The 19,894-nt window shown below is 74.7% G+C and carries 20 protein-coding genes; 6 read left to right on the forward strand and 14 right to left on the reverse strand.

Translation table 11 applies throughout. From position 1 onward, the window contains the following. Nucleotides 1-262: 262 nt before the first annotated feature. Complete coding sequence (locus ACIRBY_RS32625; RefSeq protein WP_007262928.1) at nucleotides 263-637, forward strand: RNA polymerase-binding protein RbpA; 375 nt, start codon at nucleotides 263-265, stop codon at nucleotides 635-637. Between the two features lie 155 nt (nucleotides 638-792). Here ACIRBY_RS32625 and fxsA read toward each other — a convergent pair whose 3' ends face one another. The 4 genes from fxsA to ACIRBY_RS32645 all read right to left on the reverse strand — a co-directional run bounded on the left by fxsA (nucleotide 793) and on the right by ACIRBY_RS32645 (nucleotide 4,705). Next, nucleotides 793-1,389 carry an FxsA family membrane protein gene (fxsA, locus tag ACIRBY_RS32630; RefSeq protein ID WP_403907512.1) on the reverse strand — a complete coding sequence of 199 codons (597 nt, stop codon included), beginning with the start codon at nucleotides 1,387-1,389 and terminating at the stop codon, nucleotides 793-795. A gap of 96 nt (nucleotides 1,390-1,485) precedes the next feature. Continuing rightward, complete coding sequence (locus tag ACIRBY_RS32635) at nucleotides 1,486-2,256, reverse strand: polyprenol monophosphomannose synthase (RefSeq protein WP_403907514.1); 771 nt, start codon at nucleotides 2,254-2,256, stop codon at nucleotides 1,486-1,488. A 326-nt stretch (nucleotides 2,257-2,582) separates the two neighbouring features. Beyond that, nucleotides 2,583-4,193, reverse strand: a complete 1,611-nt coding sequence (locus tag ACIRBY_RS32640; RefSeq protein WP_403907516.1) for an amidohydrolase — start codon at nucleotides 4,191-4,193, stop codon at nucleotides 2,583-2,585. 71 nt (nucleotides 4,194-4,264) lie between these two features. Next, nucleotides 4,265-4,705, reverse strand: coding sequence for an Lrp/AsnC family transcriptional regulator (locus ACIRBY_RS32645; protein ID WP_030011705.1), 441 nt, complete (start codon nucleotides 4,703-4,705; stop codon nucleotides 4,265-4,267). Between the two features lie 217 nt (nucleotides 4,706-4,922). Here ACIRBY_RS32645 and ACIRBY_RS32650 point away from each other — a divergent pair, with 217 nt between their 5' ends. Beyond that, nucleotides 4,923-5,372 carry a hypothetical protein gene (locus ACIRBY_RS32650; RefSeq protein WP_403907518.1) on the forward strand — a complete coding sequence of 150 codons (450 nt, stop codon included), beginning with the start codon at nucleotides 4,923-4,925 and terminating at the stop codon, nucleotides 5,370-5,372. Between the two features lie 6 nt (nucleotides 5,373-5,378). Here the strand turns inward: ACIRBY_RS32650 and ACIRBY_RS32655 are convergent, their stop codons facing one another. After that, complete coding sequence (locus tag ACIRBY_RS32655) at nucleotides 5,379-6,467, reverse strand: phosphotransferase family protein (protein WP_403907520.1); 1,089 nt, start codon at nucleotides 6,465-6,467, stop codon at nucleotides 5,379-5,381. Between the two features lie 28 nt (nucleotides 6,468-6,495). Further along, nucleotides 6,496-7,629 (reverse strand): hypothetical protein, encoded by a 1,134-nt coding sequence (locus ACIRBY_RS32660; RefSeq protein ID WP_403907522.1) that lies wholly within the window; start codon nucleotides 7,627-7,629, stop codon nucleotides 6,496-6,498. A 225-nt stretch (nucleotides 7,630-7,854) separates the two neighbouring features. Between ACIRBY_RS32660 and ACIRBY_RS32665 the strand changes: the two genes are divergently transcribed. Continuing rightward, a complete protein-coding gene (locus tag ACIRBY_RS32665; RefSeq protein ID WP_403907524.1) occupies nucleotides 7,855-8,148 on the forward strand; it encodes a hypothetical protein in 294 nt (97 codons plus the stop codon). A gap of 217 nt (nucleotides 8,149-8,365) precedes the next feature. Here the strand turns inward: ACIRBY_RS32665 and ACIRBY_RS32670 are convergent, their stop codons facing one another. After that, nucleotides 8,366-9,538 carry an acyl-CoA dehydrogenase family protein gene (locus tag ACIRBY_RS32670; protein WP_403907526.1) on the reverse strand — a complete coding sequence of 391 codons (1,173 nt, stop codon included), beginning with the start codon at nucleotides 9,536-9,538 and terminating at the stop codon, nucleotides 8,366-8,368. Nucleotides 9,539-9,694: 156 nt separating this feature from the next. Then, entirely contained in the window at nucleotides 9,695-10,387 is a 693-nt protein-coding gene (locus tag ACIRBY_RS32675; RefSeq protein WP_403907528.1) for a TetR/AcrR family transcriptional regulator, read from the reverse strand. A gap of 310 nt (nucleotides 10,388-10,697) precedes the next feature. Between ACIRBY_RS32675 and ACIRBY_RS32680 the strand changes: the two genes are divergently transcribed. Then, nucleotides 10,698-11,180: a DUF6114 domain-containing protein gene (locus tag ACIRBY_RS32680; RefSeq protein ID WP_403907530.1), complete on the forward strand. Its 483-nt coding sequence runs from the start codon at nucleotides 10,698-10,700 to the stop codon at nucleotides 11,178-11,180. A gap of 50 nt (nucleotides 11,181-11,230) precedes the next feature. On the opposite strand, the gene ACIRBY_RS32685 is transcribed toward ACIRBY_RS32680, so the two are convergent. The 3 genes from ACIRBY_RS32685 to ACIRBY_RS32695 form a co-directional block, all read right to left on the reverse strand. After that, nucleotides 11,231-11,380, reverse strand: a complete 150-nt coding sequence (locus ACIRBY_RS32685; RefSeq protein WP_403907532.1) for an SCO1431 family membrane protein — start codon at nucleotides 11,378-11,380, stop codon at nucleotides 11,231-11,233. A 121-nt stretch (nucleotides 11,381-11,501) separates the two neighbouring features. After that, nucleotides 11,502-11,939 (reverse strand): SPW repeat protein, encoded by a 438-nt coding sequence (locus ACIRBY_RS32690; RefSeq protein WP_403907533.1) that lies wholly within the window; start codon nucleotides 11,937-11,939, stop codon nucleotides 11,502-11,504. 97 nt (nucleotides 11,940-12,036) lie between these two features. Next, a complete protein-coding gene (locus tag ACIRBY_RS32695; RefSeq protein ID WP_403907534.1) occupies nucleotides 12,037-13,491 on the reverse strand; it encodes a peptidase C39 family protein in 1,455 nt (484 codons plus the stop codon). Between the two features lie 124 nt (nucleotides 13,492-13,615). Between ACIRBY_RS32695 and ACIRBY_RS32700 the strand changes: the two genes are divergently transcribed. Beyond that, nucleotides 13,616-14,251 (forward strand): uridine kinase, encoded by a 636-nt coding sequence (locus ACIRBY_RS32700; RefSeq protein ID WP_403907535.1) that lies wholly within the window; start codon nucleotides 13,616-13,618, stop codon nucleotides 14,249-14,251. A 375-nt stretch (nucleotides 14,252-14,626) separates the two neighbouring features. After that, complete coding sequence (locus tag ACIRBY_RS32705) at nucleotides 14,627-16,603, forward strand: AAA family ATPase (protein WP_403907537.1); 1,977 nt, start codon at nucleotides 14,627-14,629, stop codon at nucleotides 16,601-16,603. Between the two features lie 13 nt (nucleotides 16,604-16,616). Here ACIRBY_RS32705 and ACIRBY_RS32710 read toward each other — a convergent pair whose 3' ends face one another. The 3 genes from ACIRBY_RS32710 to ACIRBY_RS32720 all read right to left on the reverse strand — a co-directional run bounded on the left by ACIRBY_RS32710 (nucleotide 16,617) and on the right by ACIRBY_RS32720 (nucleotide 19,802). Continuing rightward, nucleotides 16,617-17,189 carry a helix-turn-helix domain-containing protein gene (locus ACIRBY_RS32710; RefSeq protein ID WP_403907539.1) on the reverse strand — a complete coding sequence of 191 codons (573 nt, stop codon included), beginning with the start codon at nucleotides 17,187-17,189 and terminating at the stop codon, nucleotides 16,617-16,619. Nucleotides 17,190-17,337: 148 nt separating this feature from the next. Then, a complete protein-coding gene (locus tag ACIRBY_RS32715; RefSeq protein ID WP_403907541.1) occupies nucleotides 17,338-18,402 on the reverse strand; it encodes a hemolysin family protein in 1,065 nt (354 codons plus the stop codon). Then, a complete protein-coding gene (locus ACIRBY_RS32720; RefSeq protein ID WP_403907543.1) occupies nucleotides 18,399-19,802 on the reverse strand; it encodes a hemolysin family protein in 1,404 nt (467 codons plus the stop codon). Before ACIRBY_RS32720 ends, ACIRBY_RS32715 begins: the two co-directional genes overlap by 4 nt. Between the last annotated feature and the right edge of the window lie 92 nt (nucleotides 19,803-19,894).

The raw sequence follows: 19,894 nt of genomic DNA on the forward strand, positions 1-19,894 counted from the left end.
AATTTCGACGTTATGGCGATCGGCCGGTAGTGTACGCCTTTGGCCTGCCAGGCGGACCGTTACTGCGCGTTCATTGAGTAGAGACGTTGGGTGACATCTGCTGCCAGATGTGACAAAACGGGCACTGGTGGGTACAACAAGGGGCGGCACGACGGGCGACGCATGACCCGGAGCGGGAATCTATACCGCCGACCGGACGTTGACCGGATGACGACGACAGCGACACCTGTCCTGTGGGCGACAAGCCCGGGAGGCACGATTCATGAGTGAGCGAGCTCTCCGCGGTACGCGGCTCGTGGTTACCAGCTACGAGACGGACCGCGGCATCGATCTGGCCCCGCGCCAGGCGGTGGAGTACGCATGCCAGAACGGACATCGATTTGAGATGCCGTTCTCGGTTGAGGCAGAGATTCCGCCGGAGTGGGAGTGCAAGGCGTGCGGCGCCATGGCACTCCTGGTGGACGGGGACGGGCCCGAAGAGAAGAAGGGCAAGCCTGCGCGAACGCACTGGGACATGCTCATGGAGCGACGCACTCGCGAGGAGCTGGAGGAGGTGCTGGCCGAACGGCTGGCCGTTCTCCGTTCCGGCGCCATGAACATCGCCGTGCATCCGCGGGACAGCCGCAAGTCCGCCTGATCCGCGGGCGCTGAGCACAAGCCGAGGGGCCCCGCCACATCAGTGGCGGGGCCCCTCGGCTTGCCTTGTCTTCGCCCTGCCCCGGCCCGCCGTGCCGCGTCCGTGCGGGCCCGGCCTGCGGCGTCCGTGCGGGCCCGGCCTGCGGCCCGCGCGGTCTACGGCGTCAGCGGCGGGCGGTGGCCGGTGTCCGGGCCGGGCCCTCCGGCCGGGGAGCCGTCCTCGCGGATCACCTCGCCCTGGACCACCTTGCCGTCGGGGAAGTGGATCCTGGCCTGCGTGTAGGCGTCGCCGAAGCCGCCCGGGGCGCCGGACGCCATCCTCCGCTCCAGCGTCCGCCCGGCCCGCCGGGACACGAAGGCGCGGACGGGGGGCAGCAGGAGGAGCAGGCCGGCCACGTCGGACAGGAGCCCGGGCAGGATCAGCAGCAGCCCGGCCAGCATGGTCAGGGCGTTGCCGGAGCCCTTCGCGGGCTGCGGGGCCGACGGGGTCCCGCCGGCCATCGCCTGCTCCTGCGCCTGGTGGAAGGTCCGCGTCAGGTTCCTGAAGGCCCGCCGCCCGGCGCGCTTGATGACCACCACGCCCAGCACCAGCCCGCCCGCGAGCAGCACGGCCACGGTGAACCCGCCGGCCGCGCCGGCGACCACGCCGAGCAGCCAGATCTCCAGGATCAGCCAGGCGGCTACCGCCAGCGGGAGGAACGTACGGGCGGGCGAGCGCCGCCGGGGGGCCGTCGTGGTGGTGCCGGTCGTCATACCACCCAGTGTGCCCGGCCCGGGGTAAAAGCGGCCTCAGCCGGAGGTACCGGGCAGCCCCTAGGGGACGCCCGGGGAGGCCGCCCGCTCCCCCGGCTACCGCCGGGAGCCGCCCCCGGTGAGCTTGGCGGCGCGCTCCCGCAGGCCCCACTGGGTGACCCGCCACAGGGCCTCGATCACGATGTCCTTGCTCATCTTGCTGTCGCCGAGCTCGCGCTCCACGAAGGTGATGGGCACCTCCACCACGCGGAAGCCCTTGCGGACCGCCCGGCGGGCCAGGTCGACCTGGAAGCAGTAGCCGGCCGAGGCGACCTCGTCCAGACCGAGCCCCTCCAGGGTCTCGCGGCGGAAGGCGCGGTAGCCGCCGGTGACGTCCCGGATCGGGACGTCCAGCATCAGCCGGGAGTAGGTGGAGCCGCCGCGCGAGAGGAACTCGCGGCTCTTGGGCCAGTTGACGACCCGGCCGCCCGGCACCCACCGGGAGCCCAGGACGAGGTCCGCGCCGGCCAGCGCGGTGAGCAGCCGCGGCAGCTCCTCCGGCTGGTGGGAGCCGTCGGCGTCCATCTCCACCAGGACCCCGTAGCCGTGCTCCAGGCCCCAGGCGAAGCCCGCCAGGTAGGCGGCGCCGAGGCCCTCCTTGCCCTTGCGGTGCAGGACGTGGACGTGGTCGTCCCCGGCCGCCAGCTCGTCGGCGAGCTTGCCGGTGCCGTCGGGGCTGTTGTCGTCCGCGACCAGGACGTGCGCCTCGGGGACCGCCGCGCGGACCCGGCCCGTGATCCGGCCGATGTTCTCCGCCTCGTTGTAGGTCGGAATGATCACCAGCGTGGTGCCGAGCGGCCCGAAGGTCCGCTGTCCGCCGTTGCTCACCGGTTCCCCTTGTGTGTCGTGCGTCGAGTCGGGCCCGTGCGGCCCGTTCTCGTCAGCCCGTCACGGCAGGACGATTTTAGAACAGCGATCGGGGCCCGGCGGCCCTTCGGGCCGGACCGGGGCCCGCTGGCTGCGGGCCGCCGTGACCGTTGTCTACTGGACCGCCGGGCCCGTGCCGGTGCCACCGCCGCCCCGGTGAAACCTTCCCTCGCCCCCGAGGCGCGGGTGCGCTGGGCGGACGGCTCCGTCCGGTCCGGCGTCCTGCCGGTGGACCCGGGCGAACCTATCCGGGCGGGGCCGCCGGGACCGAGCCGATGCCGGGTGGATCACCCCTGTGGCCGTACGAATACCTCCCGGCCGCCCACGACCGTCCGCAGGCACACCGGCAGGTCCGCGCCCGGGCTGAGGTCGGGCAGGCCGGGGGTGCCGGAGCGCGGGTCGGTGGACCAGCGGGCGACCCGGTCGTCGGGGGCCTGGACCACCAGCTCGCCGGTCTGCCAGACGGCGTAGTCGGCGGGCGCGCCGGGCACCAGGATGCCCGCGTCGTCGCGGCCCAGCGCCCGCCAGCCGCCCCGGGTGTGGGCGGCGAAGGCCGCCCGTACGGAGATCCGGTGCTCGGGGGTGCGGTGGAAAGCGGCGGCCCGCACGGTGCCCCAGGGGTCGAGCGGGGTCACCGGCGCGTCGGAGCCGAAGGCCAGCGGGACGCCGGCCTTGAGCATGGCCGCGTACGGGTTGAGGGTGCGGGCGCGCTCCGCGCCGAGCCGGTCCGCGTACATGCCGTCCTCCCCGCCCCAGGCGGCGTCGAAGGCCGGCTGCACGGAGGCGGTCAGGCCCAGCTCCGCGAAGGCCGCGATGGTCTCCGGCGTCATCATCTCGGCGTGCTCCACGCGGTGGCGGGCGGCCCGGATCCGGGCCTGGCCCACCTTCTCGGCGGCGGCGCGGACGCCCTCGACCACGGCGGTGAGGGCGGCGTCGCCGATGGCGTGGAACCCGGCCTGGAGGCCCGCCTCGGTGCAGGCGGCCACGTGCGCGGCGACCGCGGCCGCGTCCAGGTAGCCGGTGCCGGTGTGGGCGGCGTCGGCGTACGGGGCGTGCAGGCAGGCGGTGTGCGAGCCGAGGGCGCCGTCCACGAAGAGGTCGCCGGCGGCGCCGACCGCGCCGAGCTCGCGGGCCAGGCCGAGGTCGCGGTCGGCCCAGTAGCCGTGGACGCGGGGGCCGGGGCGTTCGGCGGCCAGGGCCAGCAGGCCCGTGAAGTCCTCGGCGGAGGAGATGTCGGGGCCGCCGCACTCGTGCAGCGAGCCGATGCCGAGGGAGGCGGCCCGGTCGAGGGCGGCCCGCTGGGCCTCGGCGCGCTGGGCGGGGGTGAGGGCGGCGAGCGCGGCGCGGCGGACGGCGTGGTGGTCGTCCTTGGTGAGGGGTTCGCCGTCGCCGTGCGGGTGGACCTGCGGGACCAGGTCGAGGAGGGCCGTGGTGACGACCGCGGAGTGGACGTCGATGCGGCTCAGGTAGAGCGGGCGGCCCCCGGTGGCCTCGTCGAGCTCGGAGCGGCGCGGGGCCCGGCGCTCGGGCCAGCGGGCGGCGTCCCAGCCGTGGCCGAGGAGCACCCGGTCGGCGGGGCGGCGCGCGGCGTACGCGCGGACGAGGTCGAGGGCCTCGGTGAGGGAGCGGGCGGTGGTGAGGTCGAGGCCCGTGAGGACGAGGCCGGTGGAGGTGGCGTGGACGTGGGCGTCGGTGAAGGCGGGGGTGACGAGCGCCCCGCCGAGGTCGACGACCTCGTCCACTCCCTGCGCGAAGGCGTCGGCGGCGCCCTCGGAGCCGACCCAGGCGATGTGGCCGCGCTCGACGACCATCGCCGTGGCGAAGGGGTCGGCGGGGCTGTGCACCTCGCCTCCGCGCAGGAGGACGGTGCGGGTGGGGGTGGCGGTGCCGTCAGTCATGGTCACCAGTCTCGCCCCTGCGCGGGTGTGCGGTTCGCCCCGGGTGGGGGTGGTTCCACACCCCCGGACGGCTAGACCCGCGGTGGACGGGCCTCGTAGGGGGTGCTGAGGACCACCGTGGTGCGGGTGGAGACGTGGGCCAGGGCCCGGAGGCGGCCCAGCAGGTCCTCCAGCTCCAGCGGGGTGGCCACGCGGACCTTGAGGATGTAGTTCTCGTCGCCCGCGACGCTGTGGCAGGCCTCGATCTCCGGGACGCCCGCCAGCCGGTCCGCGATGTCGTCCGGCGCGCTCGGGTCGAACGGCTTGACCGAGATGAAGGCCGTGAGGGGGAGCCCGACGGCCTCGGGGTCGACCACGGCCGCGTAACCGCGGATGACGCCGCGCTGCTCCAGCCTGCGTACTCGCTGGTGGACCGCCGACGTGGACAGGCCCGTGGCCTTGCCCAGGTCCGTGTAGCTCATCCGCCCGTCCCGCACGAGCAGATCCACGATCTGGCGGTCCAGCTCCTCCATTGCGCTCATAGCCGCTCAACCTAAGGCCCAGGACCGCTCCAGGCACAGCGGTGTCCACGCAGAAGTGGCACCTGCGGCGGGCATGTGACGAAAGCCACAGACATGTACGGGCGTACATCCCGCTCTCGTGGTTACTCGTGCCGCGTGGCGGGAAGTGCTTGGTGTGGCCGTGGCCGAAGAACCTGCCCGCCCGGCCCATCCAAGGGGGAGTACATCCATGCTGAACACCAAGCGCGCCGGTCGCACCGAACCGGAGCCCCTGGAACCGCTCGCCGCCGAGTACGCGGAGGACGACGACTACCTCGAACCCGCCGACGCCGAGGGGTTCGACATCCACCACGCGGTCTGCCCCGACTGCGGGCAGTCGATCGCCCTCGTCGCGGACGAGGAGCACCTCCCGGAGCACGCCCTGTGCCTGACCCCGTGGAACCCGTTCGGGCTCACGGTGTGCGCGGGTACGGGCCGCCCGGTCGCGGACGCGCTGGCGACGGTGGGCCTGCTCCCGTCGGAGCAGGCGGAGCTGGAGGCCGTCGTGCACCTCACGCTGCCCCAGGGCCTCGACTGGCGGACGCAGCCCTTCTCGCACGTCGGCGGTCCGGGCTCGCGTCCCGTACGGCCGGCCGCGGCCCCGCTGCCGCAGAAGCGCGAGCACGCGCAGGCCGCCTGACCTCCGCTACCAGTAGGTTCCCTGCACCATGGCCGCCAGGGCGGCGTGGTGCAGGATCAGGCCGTCCGGATCCGCGGGGACCTCGACCTCCCCGAAGTACGCCTGCCGGTAGGCGATGCGCAGCATCACGATGCCGTGCCGCAGGGCGGCGTAGAGGGTGTGGAACTCCATGTCCCGCGGGGTGTGCCCGGTGAGCTCGGCGTACCGGCGCTCCAGGTCCTCGCGGCGCAGGAAGTCCGGCAGGCCGGGCTGGCCGAAGCCCACGGTCAGGTCCTGGAAGAAGCGGTGCAGGTAGACGGTCCAGCCGAGGTCGACCTCGCGCGGGGCGCAGGCAGCCATCTCCCAGTCGAGGACCGCGGTCGGCCGGAAGCCGTCGTAGACGACGTTGCCGATGCGGGCGTCGCCCCAGTTGAGGACGGGGTCGCCCTCGTCGGCCGGCCAGAGCTCCTCCAGCCGGTCGAAGGCCCGCTCCAGGAGGGGCGAGCGGGCCAGGCCGTCCACCACCCAGGCGTAGTAGGCGCGCTGCGCGTCGACGTGCCGGCGCAGCGGGCTGCCCCCGCCCGCCGGGAGCAGGAACCGGGCCTCCTCGACCGGGAACTGGTCGTGCAGGCGGGCGAGGAGGGAGATGCTGGCCTCCTGGAGCTCGGCGCGCTCCGCGTCGGTCGCGGAGTGCAGCCAGTTCCCCTCGTAGGTGTAGGGCATGACGTCGGGCGGTACGCGCCCCTCGGCGCGGGCCATCACGAAGAAGGGCGAGCCCAGCGGGGCGGGGTCCTCCTCCAGCCAGAGCACGCGCGGTACGGGGAGGTCGGTGTGCTCGGCGACCAGGCCCATCACGCGGTGCTGGCGGGGCATGTCGTAGGCGGGGAAGACGGTGTAGGCGGCCGGGTCGGCGGCGAGGCGCAGCGCGCAGGAGCGGACGGGGGCGTCGGGGTGCTCGACGTCGAAGAGCAGGGTCTCGCTGGACATGCCGTTGGAGCCGGGGACGGAGGTGCCGGTGACCTTCGCGCCGGGGAGCCGGCGGTCGAGCCAGGCCGTGAGGCGGCGGCCGAGTTCCTCGGGGTCGCGGGTGGAGGTGCGGGGGCGTGGTGCCGTCATGGGGAGCTCCTCTCCGGATCGGGGCTGGTCAGGGGGCGACGGAGGCGTAGTCGGCGAAGCCGCTGGGGTCGTGGCGGCCGAAGCTGCCGTGTTCGAAGATCCCGAAGCCGGTCCGGCCCTCCAGGGTGAAGCGGGCCGCGTGGTCGGTGACCCCGAAGGCGGCCATGGGGTGGGCGGCGGGGTCGGAGAGGTCGTAGACGCGGCGGTCGGTCCAGCCGCGGCCCCGCCAGCTGCCGTGCTGCCAGTCGGCGGCGGGAGGGTAGCCGGCCCCCACGGCGAGCGGGGAGGAGGACAGGACCTCCACCCCGAGTTCGAGGGGTTTGCGGGAGGGGTCGGTGAGGTGGACCACGGCCCGCTCGGGGTGCCGGGTGCCGGAGCGGTAGCGGATCTCGGTGTGGGGCCAGCCGAGCTGGACGTCGTGGCGGCCGCTGTCCTCGGGGAAGACCTGGACGGCCTCGTTGAGGGTGCGGTGGCCGTCGGCGTCCTCCTGGGCGACGACCATGAGGAAGCGGTCCTCGAAGCGGACGGGGATCCAGAGCCAGTGGAAGCCCTCGGGCCGGTGCTCCTCGGCGGCCCGGCCGCCGTCCTCGCCCGGTATCGGGCGCACCCCCCAGCTGCGGTCGCGGGTCCCGGTCCACTCCCCCGGGGTCAGGACGAACTCCTCGCCGCGGGCCCGGACCGTGCCGGTGACGCCGCCGGCCTGGACGAACCGCCGGCCCTCCAGCATGAGGCGGTCGCCGCGCCGCTGGACGTGGTGGGGCTCCCAGACGGCGGGGAACCCGGCGGTCCAGGTGACGTCGTACGAGAGCCCGCGCGGGTCCCGGGGGTCGGGGTCGCAGCGCAGGGTGAGCCGCTTCAGCGGCACGTCGACGGTGATCGACAGCGGGCCGACCGAGAGGTTCATCCGGTCGTCGGTGAGGGCGTCGGAGGCGCGGACGGCGAGGAGCTCGTCGCCGAGGCGCAGGGTGGCGTAGGCGTCGATGACCCCGGCGTTGGGGTAGACGCCGAGGCCGAGGATGAGGACGGCGCGGCCGGCGTGGTCGAAGACGTGGAAGATGCAGCGGTCGTAGGCGTTGCGGTCGCCCGTGACCAGGTGCTTCATCGACAGCGGGGCCTGGTGGACGGGGTACTCGTCGAGGGGCACGGGACGGTCGGCGGGCATGGCGAACCTCCTGGGCGCGGGTTCCGGCGCGGTGCCGGGGCGAGCGGATATGACGGTACGTCAGATCGCGCGCTCGCGGCCAGGGTTGTGGCACACCCTGACAGCCCGGCACTCCTGGCCACCGACCCGGCCGGCCCCGGCACGGCCGCGCGCGTGGGAGGGCTCGAACGGATGGGCGCGGGCGGCGGGGGGTTACCCCTGCGCCGGGTGCCGCGTTGGCCGTGCATGACCACCCTCGAGACGCCCTCGCCACGGGCGGGGCGCAGGCGGCGCCCCGCTCCGCAGGGCCCCGAAGAATCGGTTCACCGCCCGGTCGAGCAGGCGGTGCGGCAGGCCGCGTACGAACCGCCCCGGCCGGGCCCGGCGGGGTACCGGGGCCACCCCGACCCGCCGATCTACTCCGCCCTGCTCGCCCGCTGGGCCGCCGACGGCCGGACCCTGCCGGGCCGGCGCGACCCGGACTGGTCCCGGATCGCCTCCTCCCCCATCTGGCCGTCCGGACCTCTCTTCGGGGGCTGAACCGCCGGACGGGCGCCGCATTTCGTGTCGCGGCGGACCGTTTCGCCACGGGACGCCCGGGGCCCGCGGAGCGTGCCGGGGACCTGAGCCGGACAGCGGCGGGCGGGCCGGGCAGCGGCGGGCGGGCCGGGCAGCGGCGGGCGGGCCGGAAGGCCTCGCCGTCGGGCCGCCCCCGCCGGTCCCCGTGCCGGCCCGGGCCGGTACGGGGACCTCCTCGTCAGCGGGTCTCGGGGCCGGCCAGGTGGCGGGCGATGACCATGCGCTGGATCTGGTTCGTGCCCTCCACGATCTGGAGCACCTTGGCCTCGCGCATCAGGCGCTCCACCGGGAAGTCCGCGGTGTAGCCGTAGCCGCCGAGGATCTGCACCGCGTCCGTGGTGACGGCCATCGCCGCGTCGGTGCAGAACAGCTTGGCCATCGCCGCCTGCCGGGAGAACGGCTTGCCGGCGTCGCGCAGCCGCGCGGCCGCGAGGTAGAGCGCCCGGCCCGCCTCGATCTTGGTGGCCATGTCGGCCAGCATGAAGCGCAGCCCCTGGAAGTCGGCGATCGGGTGCCCGAACTGCTTGCGGCCGAGCGCGTAGGAGACGGCCTCGTCGAGGGCGGCCTGGGCGACGCCGATGGCGCAGGCGGCGATGCCGAGGCGGCCCGCGTCGAGGGCGGCCAGCGCGATGGTGAAGCCCTGGCCCTCCTCGCCGATCCGGCGGGCGTCGGGGACGCGCACGCCGTCGAAGTGCAGCTGGGCGGTGGGCGAGCCCTTCATGCCCATCTTCTTCTCGGGGACGGCGGCCGTCAGGCCCTCCGCGTCCCCGGGCACGAGGAAGGCCGTGATGCCCTTGGCGCCGGGGGCGCCGGTGCGGGCGAGGACGGTGTAGAAGTCGGCGACGCCGCCGTGGGTGATCCAGGCCTTGGTGCCGGTGATCACCCAGTCGTCGCCGTCGCGGACGGCCTTGGTGGTGAGCGAGGCGGCGTCCGAGCCGGAGGCCGGCTCGGAGAGGCAGTAGGCGCCCAGGAGCCCGCCGCCGAGCATGTCGGGCAGGTGGGCGGCGCGCTGCTCCTTGGTGCCGTAGCCGGCCAGGCCGTGGCAGGCCAGGGAGTGGACGCTGACGCCGAGGCCGACGGTCAGGCGGGCGGCCGCGAGCTCCTCCAGGACCTGGAGGTAGACCTCGTACGGCTGGTCGCCGCCGCCGAACTCTCCGGCGTACGGCAGGCCCAGCAGCCCGGCCTCGGAGAGCAGGGTGAAGACCTCGCGGGGGAAGCGCCCGGCGTCCTCCTCCTCGGCGGCCTTGGGGCGGACCTCCCGCTGGGCGATCTCGCGTACGAGCGCGAGGAGGTCCCGGGACTCCTCGGTGGGCAGCTGACGGTCCACCGGCTGCGGGGCGCGGTCGGTCATGGCGGCGCTCTCCTCCCTCGTCGGGCACGGCGGCGACGCGTGAGGTGTGGTACGCGCCGCCGGATCTCGGTGCTCTCACAGCCGATGCTGCCCTCCCGGGTCACGGAAGGGCTCGAACAGCGGCTGCGGCGGCTTGAGTATGCCCGATCAGGCGCTTTACGTCACCGGTACAGGATTGCCATGATCATCCGGGGTCCTCGAGGCCTCCTCGGGAGCGACCGGAGGAGCGGGACATTCGGGGACGAGTTCCTCGATCACGGTGAGCGTCGCGCGCAGCTGGCGGACGAGGAGTCCGGCGAGCGCGGACCGGTCGGGCTGCCCTTCCGCGGCGGCGGAGCCGATCCAGTCGAGGGTGGCACCCTCCACCCCGGAGAGCCAGCCGACGAGGGCGAGCCGGGCCAGCGGCGGGACGGTGCGGCGGCCGTAGGCGCCCTCGGTGATCGCGGCCAGGAGCTCCTCGCGGACGGCGTCGCGTATCGCGAGGACCTCGGCGTCGGAGCCGACGCCGCCGGTGACGATGGTCCGGTAGGCGGCGTGGTGGTTCTGGGCGTACTGGAGGTAGCCGTCGACGGTGCGGCGCAGCCGCTCGGCGCCCGGGAGCTCGGGCTCGCCGGTGGCGCGGGCGACGAGCTGGGCGACGGAGTCCTCGACGATGGCGAGGTAGTAGCCGCGTTTGCTCTTGAAGTAGTAGTAGACGAGCCCCTTGGCGACTCCCGCGTGCTGGGCGATGTCGTCCATGGAGAGGGCGTCGTACGAGGTGTCGGCGAACAACTTCCGCCCGATCGATATGAGTTCGGCTCTCCGGACCTGCGATCGGCCGGTCCTGCCACGCTGTTGACTATTATTCAAATCCGGCCCTAGCCTCGAAGCCTCGAACTGTCTGCCACAGGAATTCCCGCAGTGTACGGGAGGGACCGCACGGGCGAGGACGGCAGGAAGCCCGCCGGAGGCCGGGTCGGCTGGAGGAGATCGGCGGCCGTCGCGCGGCCGGCGGTGGCGGCCCTCGGGGCGCTGGCTGTGGTCCGGCGCAGGGCGCGCCAGTTCGGCCTCCAGGCCGGTTCATCGAGGGCGCGGGGGTGCGGTCGCACGCCTGGTCGGCGACCGGCGGCGACTTCCGGCTCAGGGGCCTGCGGCTCGGCGTCATCCTCGGCGGGGACCCGTGCTTCCCCCAGGCGCCGCCCTGCGGACCCCGCCGGGCCCGCGCGCGCGGCTGCGGGTCTGGCGGCGGGAGCGCCCCTTCCGGGGCGGGCTGCTGCCGGTACCGGGCGGGACCGAGCTGCTGCTGGTCCCGCTCTCCCCGCCGAGCGTGCCGGTCGGCCTGGGGCCGGGCGGGATCGCGGCCGTCGGGATCGGGGCCGCGCCGATCGTAGCGGCCGCCGGCCGCCGTACTGCCGGTGGCGCCCTTGGCGGCGCCGGCCGCCGGGGCCCCGCCGGCGCGCGGCGGGGGCCGGGCAGGGGCCGCCGACGGCCGCGCGGACTCCCCCGACCGCGACCACCTCGCTCTTCGCGCCACAGGGCTTCGCCCTGGCGGGCACCACCGAGGTGGCGACGGCCGACGGCCCGCGCCGGGTCCTGGTCCTGCGGACGGCGGCGGCCGCGCTGCGCGACTACCGGCTGCGCACGCGCGACGGCCGCGAGGTGACCGACGGACTGCGGCTGGAGGCGTCCCGACCCCGACCGGGCCGCGGGGGGCTACAGCCAGCCGAGCCGGGTGACGAACATGGCCACGACGACCACCAGCGTCCAGCCGAGGACGTGCTCCAGCCAGGCGGACTCCCGGGGGCCACCGGTGCCGACGAGGCGGCGGGCGCGGGCGGTGAGGGCGGCGGTGTGTGCGGTCATGCCGTCCAATGTGCCAGCGTTCGCGGCTTTCGCGGTATATGGCAAGGGTCACACGGCGCCGGGCCCCGGCGGCCTCCGGGAGGGGAGGCGGGGCCGGGGCCCGGCAGGAGGCGCGGAGCGGTCAGGTGGTCGTGCGGGTCGTGCGCGGGCGCCCGCCGAGGGAGACCATGGCGAGGCCGAGGCACAGGGCGACCGCGCCGGTGATCACGTTGCTGAGGACGCTGCGGGTGGTGTCCATCGCGCCGGCCATCACCCAGGGGGCCACGATGGTCCAGGCCCCGATCACGACCGCGGTCCAGGCCATCGCGTGCGTACGCTCGTAGGCCGACCCCATGCCGCCCATGCAGAGGCAGAAGGCCGCTCCCGCGATGAGGTTGTTGATGGCCAGCGGGCTCAGCGCGCTGAACCCGGCGATCCACGCCGAAGCGGCCAGGTAGAGGCCCGTGATCAGGGCCAGCGCCTCCACGGCCTGCGCGGCCGGGGTGCTCGTCACCCGCTCGAACCGAGTGCGCATCTCGGCAAGGTCCGGGTGGTGTTCGATGCTCGAATGAGTCGTCATGGTGCGCCGCCTCCTGTGAGAAGCCTTATATGCGCTTTATGCCCATATTCAACCGGTTAAGCCCTTCGTGCGGACGGATGTTCGGAGGGATTTCCCCTCACAGGACCCCGACCCGGCGCAGGGCGGCGATCTGCGCCTCCGTCGGCCGGGACGGGGCGTACAGGTAGCAGACCCCGCCGCTGCCGGAGACGGTCTTGCCGTCGGCGTTGCGGCGTTTGGTGCGCAGCCAGACGTTCTCCCACTCCCGGCGCTTGTAGACGCGGCGGACGGAGGCGTTGTCCGCCGAGTTCGGGTCGTTGGCGACGACGTCCCCGGAGGCGGTGAAGCCGATCACGGTCATCAGGTGGCCTGCGGTGCCGTAGCCCGCGCCCGTCAGCTCCTCGCGGCGGAAGGACTGGGAGGTGATGACCGGGACGCCGGCCGCGACCAGGGTCTCCAGGTCGGTGAGGGAGCCGAGCCGGGTCACGACGCCGGCCAGGTCGCGGTAGGTGGCGGCGTAGGCGGCGTTGAAGGGCCAGTTGCCGCATCCCTTGTAGGCGGCGTCATAGGTGGAGCGGGCCGCGTGGCAGACCTGGGGGTCGGCGTACCCGGGGGCGACCCAGGCCAGGGAGGCGGCACTGGGCCTGCGGCCCCAGTACTCGATGACCATCTGGGAGGAGGTGGGGCTGCACCAGGCCTCGCCCCCGTTGTCGTACTCCGGGTACTGGCCGGTGTGGACCTCCTGCGAGTAGCGCGGGACCGTCAGCTCGTGGGCCCTGCCGGAGGGGGCGGAGGCCGGGACGGTGAAGCGGTCCGGGACGTCGGAGGCCATCGCCCCGGCCAGCCACACCGTGGGCCCCCCGCCGGCGCCGGGCTCGCGGTGGAGGGTCAGCCGCAGCTGCCAGTGCGTGATCCGCAGTCCGGCCGCCGCGGCCGGGGCGTCGACGGCCAGGGTGTCGGTCCAGACGGTGGTCCGGCCGTCGGTCTGGCCGTCGACCGAGGTGCGCCGAATGTCGCCGTCCCCGGCCGCCCAGCGGCCCATCACGTACCAGGGGCCCACCGTCCCGTCCGGGTAGGTGGGGCGCAGCTCGGTCTGGATCCAGCTGCCGGCCGGGGTGCGTGCGTTCCACGAGGCGATGGCCTCGGTGGCGGGGACGGCGCAGCGGTGCACCGGGGAGGTCCAGGTGGCGTACTCCCAGGCCGACTTCCGGCCGGTGTGCGGGTCGGTGTACTCGGTGCGGCCGGCCGGGGCCGCGATCTCCAGGCCCGGGCGGGCGCCGTCGACGGCGGTGGTGCCGCGGTGCGTGCCGGCCCGCCAGTGGGCGTGCGCGTACCAGAACCGGTTGTCCACCGCCGCGGCCCCTGCGGCGGCGCCGCCCGCGGCGGGTCCGGCGGCCCCGTCGGGTCCGGCGGCCCCGTCGGGTCCGGCGGCACGGTCCGGCGCCGGCCCGGGGGTGTCCGGGCCAGGCGTGTCCGCGCCGACGGCGGAGGCCCGGCCCGCGGGCAGGGAGGCCGCGGTGGCCGCGGCGAGGACGACGGCCAGCAGGGCCCTGCGTGGCGTGGGTGCGGTCATCGGCGTGGCCCCCAGGGGTCGGTGCGGTGGATCGACTGGTCCACCCTTCCAGTTCCCGGTGGTGGTGCGGCGAAGCGCGGGGCCGTGTCGCGGCCGGGGCGCCCGGGGGACATACGCTGGCCGGGTGGAACCACAGCAGTCACTGGAGTCGCTCGCGCGGGAGCTCGCCGCCCTGCCGCCCTCCCTGGGCCCCGTCCGGCTGATCGGCGTCGACGGGCACGCGGGGTCGGGGAAGAGCACCTTCACGGACCGGCTGGCCGCCGCCCTGGGCGGCGCGCCGGTGCTCCACCTGGATGACGTGGCCACCCACACCGAGCTGTTCGACTGGTGGGAGCGGCTGCGGGCGCAGGTGGTGGAGCCGCTGGCCGCCGGGCGGCCCGCGCACTGGACCCCGTACGACTGGGTCGGGCGCCGTTTCGGACCCGAGCGGGTGCTGGAGCCCGCGCCGGTGCTGCTCGTCGAGGGGGTCGGGGCCGGGCGGCGGGCGCTGCGCCCGCACCTGGCGCGGCTGCTGTGGATGGAGACCCCCCGCGAGACCTCCTGGGGCCGGGGGCGCAGGAGGGACGGGCGCGAACTCTCCGATTTCTGGGACGGATGGGAGCGCGCGGAGCGCGCGCACTTCTCCCACGATCCTTCGCGCCCCTTCGCGGACACCTTGGTGCACCAGAGCGGTACGGGATACGAGTGGACTTCCGGGATTTCTGCGACGCCTGGAACGCCGCCCGCGCTCACCGACCGTGACGGACTCCCCCAGGCCTGAGCCGCCCCGCTCGACAGACCCCCGAGGGCTTCCCCGACCCGCTTGACCCGGGCCCTGATGCGGCCTTACGTTCTGAATGCGCGGTCTGCGAAGGCCGCCGCGGACGCGAAGCCCCCGGTTGTTCCCCCGTGATCGGGGGCTTCGTTCTGCCCGGAGCCGGTCGCGGCGGGGTACGGGATGCACCGCTCCGCCCACCAACCCTCACCCTGAGTCACCGTTCGACTGCGGGGCAGGCGCACGACCCGTGTCCACCGCACCCTGGGTAAGGTGCGTCACCGCAGGTACGATGCAGCCCTGATTCATCGGCCGGGTGGACAACTCGCGTGCTCGGCGCGGGGGTTGCCGCGTGCCACGGGCAGGCTTGTGGGGGACGTGATGGACTTCGGCATGCCGGGCGGCGCACACGCCCCGGCCGAACTCGCCTGGCTGCGCGGGGTCGACGCCTGCACCATGGGTGCCTACCCGCAGGCCGAGGAGGAGTTCCGCACGGCCGTCGGCCTGGACCCGTCGATGGCCGACGCCTGGCTGGGACTGCACGCGCTGCGCGCGGACACCACCAACGCCTTACTGCGCATGTACACCCACCGGGACCGCTTCGGCGAGCAGCGCACCCGGCACCGGCGGACCCTGAACTCCTGGTACTGGCTGGGCTGGTGGGTGCAGCCGGTGCTGGAGAGCCGGCGGGACCTGTTGCTGGCCCACGCCTCGCACTGGCTGGACGGACGACACGTCCCCGAGCTCGACCAGGCCCTGGCGGCGCTGCCCCCGGTGGACACCGATCCGCAGGTGCGCTTCCTGCACGCCTGCCGGGCCTACCTGGTCAAGGACTGGGAGCAGCTCGTGCGGCACACCGAGCCGCTGGTGCACGATCCGCTGCTGGGGATCGAGGCGGGGCTCTTCGGCGGGATGGCCCGGGTCCGGCTGGAGATGTACGGGCAGGCGGAGCCGATGCTGTCGGCGGCGCTGATGCGCTGCCGCAGCGAGCAGCCCCAGCGCAAGGAGCTGCGGTACTGGCTGGCGCGGGCCCGCGAGGGCACCGGGCGCAGCGCGGCGGCGCTGCCCCTGTACCGGGCCGTGCACCGGGTGGACCCGGCGTTCATGGACACGGCGGCGCGGCTGACGGCCATCGAGGACAGCACCGACCCCGACGACATGGCCGGGATGGCGGACGCCGCCGGGTACGCCGGGTACGGCGGCCACCTCTCCGAGGGCCTCGCCGGGCACGGGCTCTTCCCCGTCGGCGGGGACTACGCGGCGGTGGCCTCGCTGGGCGGCGGCGCGGGCGGCGGGCCCGTGCAGGACGTGGCCCCGGACGGGCAGGTGGACGCCGATCCCCCGACGCCCGGGGAGCCCCCGGACCCGCGGTTCGGGCCGCCGGCCGGGACGGGCCGGCTGGAGGGCGTACGGCACAAGGCGACCCTCCCCGCGCAGGGCGCGCCCGCCGGGCTGCCCGCCGGGCCGGCCGATCCGCGGGCCCTGGCCGAGGCCCTCGCCGAGCTGGAGCGGATGGTGGGCCTGGAGCCGGTGAAGCGGCAGGTGAAGGCCCTCTCGGCGCAGCTGCACATGGCCCGGCTGCGGGCGGCGCAGGGGCTTCCGGTGCAGCCTCCGAAGCGGCACTTCGTCTTCTCGGGGCCGTCGGGGACGGGCAAGACCACCGTGGCCCGGATCCTCGGGCGGGTGTTCTACGCGCTGGGGCTGCTGGGCGGCGACCATCTGGTGGAGGCGCAGCGGGCCGACCTCGTCGGCGAGTTCCTCGGCCAGACCGCGGTCAAGGCGAACGACCTGATCGACTCGGCGATCGGCGGGGTGCTGTTCGTGGACGAGGCGTACAGCCTGTCCAACTCCGGCTACAGCAAGGGCGACGCGTACGGGGACGAGGCCCTCCAGGTGCTGCTCAAGCGGGCCGAGGACAACCGGGACCACCTGGTGGTGATCCTGGCGGGCTATCCGGCCGGCATGGACCGGCTGCTGGCCGCCAACCCCGGGCTGTCCTCGCGGTTCACCACCCGGGTGGACTTCCCGAGCTACCGGCCGGCCGAGCTGACCGCGATCGGCGGGGTGCTGGCGGACGGGAACGGGGACTGCTGGGACGAGGAGGCCCTGGAGGAGCTCCGCAGCATCAGCGGGCACGTGGTGGAGCAGGGCTGGATCGACGAGCTCGGCAACGGCCGCTTCCTGCGCACCCTGTACGAGAAGAGCTGCGCCTACCGCGACCTTCGACTGGCGGGCTTCGCCGGCGAGCCCTCGCGGGACGACCTTGCGACGCTGCGGCTGGCGGACCTGATGCAGGCCTACGGGGAGGTCCTGTCGGGGCGGGGACCCCAGGAGCGGCCGGAGTCGCCGCCGCTGTAGCCCGGCCGGGCCGTCAGGGGGCCTGCGGGCCCGCGCGGACGACGGCCTGGTCCCCGCGGGGACCGAACAGGTGCAGGATCTCCACGGCGCCCCCGTCGGCCGGGCCGAACCAGTGGGGCCGGGCGGTGTCGAACTCGGCCACCTCGCCGGGGCTCAGGACGTGCTCCTCGTCGCCGAGGAGCAGGCGCAGCCGACCCGCGAGGACGTAGCACCACTCGTAGCCCTCGTGGGTCACCAGCCTGGGCTCGCGCGGGGTCAGGACCTGCTTGAAGACCTGGATCCGACCCGGGTAGCGGGTCAGCGGGACGATGACCGTGCCGTGCTTGCCGACGGGTTCCAGGTGGACCCTGGGGTCGCCGGTCGCCGGGGCGCCGACCAGCTGGTCGAGGGCGACGCGGTGCGCCCGGGCGAGCGGGAGGAGGAGCTCCAGGGTGGGGCGGCGTTTGCCGGACTCCAGGCGGGAGAGGGTGCTCACCGAGATTCCGGTGGCGTCGGCCAGGGCCTCCAGGGTGAGGCCGCGGTCGCGGCGGAGCGTGCGCAGCCGCGGGCCGATGGCGTCGATGACCTGTTCCGTGTCCGGGTCCACGGGGCCATTGTGCCGGGTCGCGTCCGCCGGGTTCGGGTGACCCCGTTGCGCTCAAACGCCGCGCGGGCTGGATTTCGCGCAGCGAGATTCCAGCCCCGCCGGCGTTTGAGGCGCGGGGGTCTGGGGGCGGCGCCCCCGGGACCCTGCGTCAGCCGGTCAGGGCGCGTTCGCGGTGGCGGCGGGCCGGGACGCGGTGGGCGGGGTCTCGGACCTCGCCGACCAGCATCTCCAGGACGTCCTCCAGGGCGACCAGGCCCAGCACCCGCCCGGCCGGGTCGGCCACCTGCGCCAGATGGGTGGCGTCACGGCGCATGACGGTCAGCGCGTCGTCGAGCGGCAGCGTCGAGCACAGGGTGGTCATCCGGCGCCAGACCCGCTGGGGCACGGCCCGCTCCCGGTCCTCCAGGTCCAGGACGTCCTTGACGTGGAGGTAGCCCATGAAGGCCCCGCTGTCGGAGCGGACCGGGAAGCGCGAGAAGCCGGTGCGCACGGTCAGCTGCTCGATCTGGCGCGGGGTGACGGCCGGGCCGACGGTGACGAGCCGGCCCGGGGCCAGCAGGACGTCGGTGACCGGACGGCTGCCCAGCTCCAGGGCGTCCTCCAGGCGCTCCTGCTCGACCGGTTCGAGGAGTCCGGCCTGCCGGGAGTCCTCGACGAGCCGGCCGAGCTGCGCACTGGTGTAGACGGCCTCGACCTCGTCCTTGGGCTCCACCTTGAAGAGCCGCAGGACGAGCGCGGCGCAGGCGCCCAGGGCGGTGGTGACGGGCCCGCAGACGCGGGCGAAGGCCACCAGGCCGGGGCTGAACCACAGGGCGGTCTTCTCGGGGGCGGCCATGGCGAGGTTCTTGGGGACCATCTCGCCGATGACCAGGTGCAGGAAGACCACGGCGGCCAGCGCGAAGGCGTAGCCCAGCGGGTGGACCAGCCCCTCGGGGACGTGGACGGCCTCGAAGACGGGCTCCAGCAGCCGGGCCACGGTGGGCTCGGCGACCGCGCCGAGGGTGAGCGAGCACAGGGTGATGCCGAACTGGGCGGCGGCCATCATGCGCGGCAGGTTCTCCAGGCCGTACAGCACCTGCCGGGCCCGCTTGGAGTCGGCCGCCAGGGGCTCGATCTGGCTGCGGCGTACGGAGACGAGCGCGAACTCGGCACCGACGAAGAAACCGTTGGCCAGGACCAGGAGCAGCGCGAAGAGCAGTTGCAGGGCGTTCATCGGGCGGCGCCTTCCAGCTGCTGCTCGGTGCGCGGCCGCCCGGCGGGGCGGGCGGGCTGCGGGACCGCCTCGGCGGCGGTCTGCGGCGCGGCCGTCAGGCGGACCAGCCGGACCCGCTCGGCGCGGTTGCGCCGGACCTGACGGACGGACAGCTTCCAGCCGGGCAGCTCGGCCCGGTCCCCGGGGGCGGGGATCCGGCCCAGGAGGTCGGCGACGAGGCCGGCGACGGTCTCGTACGGGCCCTCGGGCACCTCCAGGCCTATGCGGCGCAGGGTGTGCACGCGGCAGCTGCCGTCGGCCTCCCAGGAGGGGCGGCCGTCCTCGGCGGCCACGGCCGCCAGCTCGGGGCTGTCGTCCTGCGCGAGGTCGTGCTCGTCGCGGACCTCGCCGACGAGTTCCTCCACGATGTCCTCCAGGGTGACCACGCCGGCGGTGCCGCCGTACTCGTCGACCACCACGGCCATCGGCTGTTCGCTGCGCAGGCGCTCCAGCAGCGGCTGCACCGGCAGGGAGCCGGGCACCAGCAGCGGGGCGACGCAGATCCGGCCGACGGTCGTGCGGGCGCGCTCGGTCTCGCGCACGGCGAGGGCGTCCTTGAGGTGGACGACCCCGGTGATCTCGTCGATGCGCTCGCGGTAGACCGGGAAGCGGGACAGGCCGGTGGCGCGGGTCAGGTTCAGGACGTCGGCCGCGGTGGCCGAGTCCTGGAGGGCGCTGACCTTCACCCGGGGGGTCATGACGTGCTGGGCGGTGAGCTCGCCCAGCGAGAGGGTCCGTACGAAGAGGTCGGCGGTGTCCTGTTCGAGGGCGCCGGCCTGGGCCGAATGGCGGACCAGGGAGACCAGTTCGCCGGGGGTGCGGGCGGAGGCCATCTCCTCGGCGGGCTCGACGCCGAGCGCCCGCACGAGGCGGTTCGCGACGGAGTTGAGGCCGGCGATGACGGGCCGCAGGGCCCGGGAGAAGGCCTGCTGGGGGCCGGCCACGAACCGCGCCACCTGGAGCGGCTTGGAGACCGCCCAGTTCTTCGGGACGAGCTCGCCGACGACCATCTGGACGGCGGAGGCGAGCAGCATGCCGATGAGGACGGCGGCGCCGGGGACGGCTCCCGCGGGCAGGCCGGTCGCGGCGAGCGGGCCCGACAGCAGCGCGGCGAGGGCCGGCTCGGCGAGCATGCCGACCACGAGGGAGGTGATGGTGATGCCGAGCTGGGTCCCGGAGAGCTGGAAGGACAGCTCCCGCAGGGCTTCGACCACCGTGCGGGCACGGCGGTCACCGTCGGCTGCGGCCCGTTCGGCCTCGGGCTTCTCGACCGTGACGAGGCCGAACTCGGCCGCCACGAAGAAACCGTTGGCGAGGATCAGGGCGAATGCCGCCACGAGCAGGAGTAGCGGGATGGTCATGCCGCCGCCTCCACGGGGAGGGCGGCGCGGGTACTACCGGACGATCCGTCCATTGCTGGAGGGAGTCACTCCTCTGGTCGCAGGTGCCCACG

It is taken from the genome of Streptomyces sp. NPDC096136 (assembly GCF_044763325.1).
Taxonomy (GTDB): domain Bacteria; phylum Actinomycetota; class Actinomycetes; order Streptomycetales; family Streptomycetaceae; genus Streptomyces.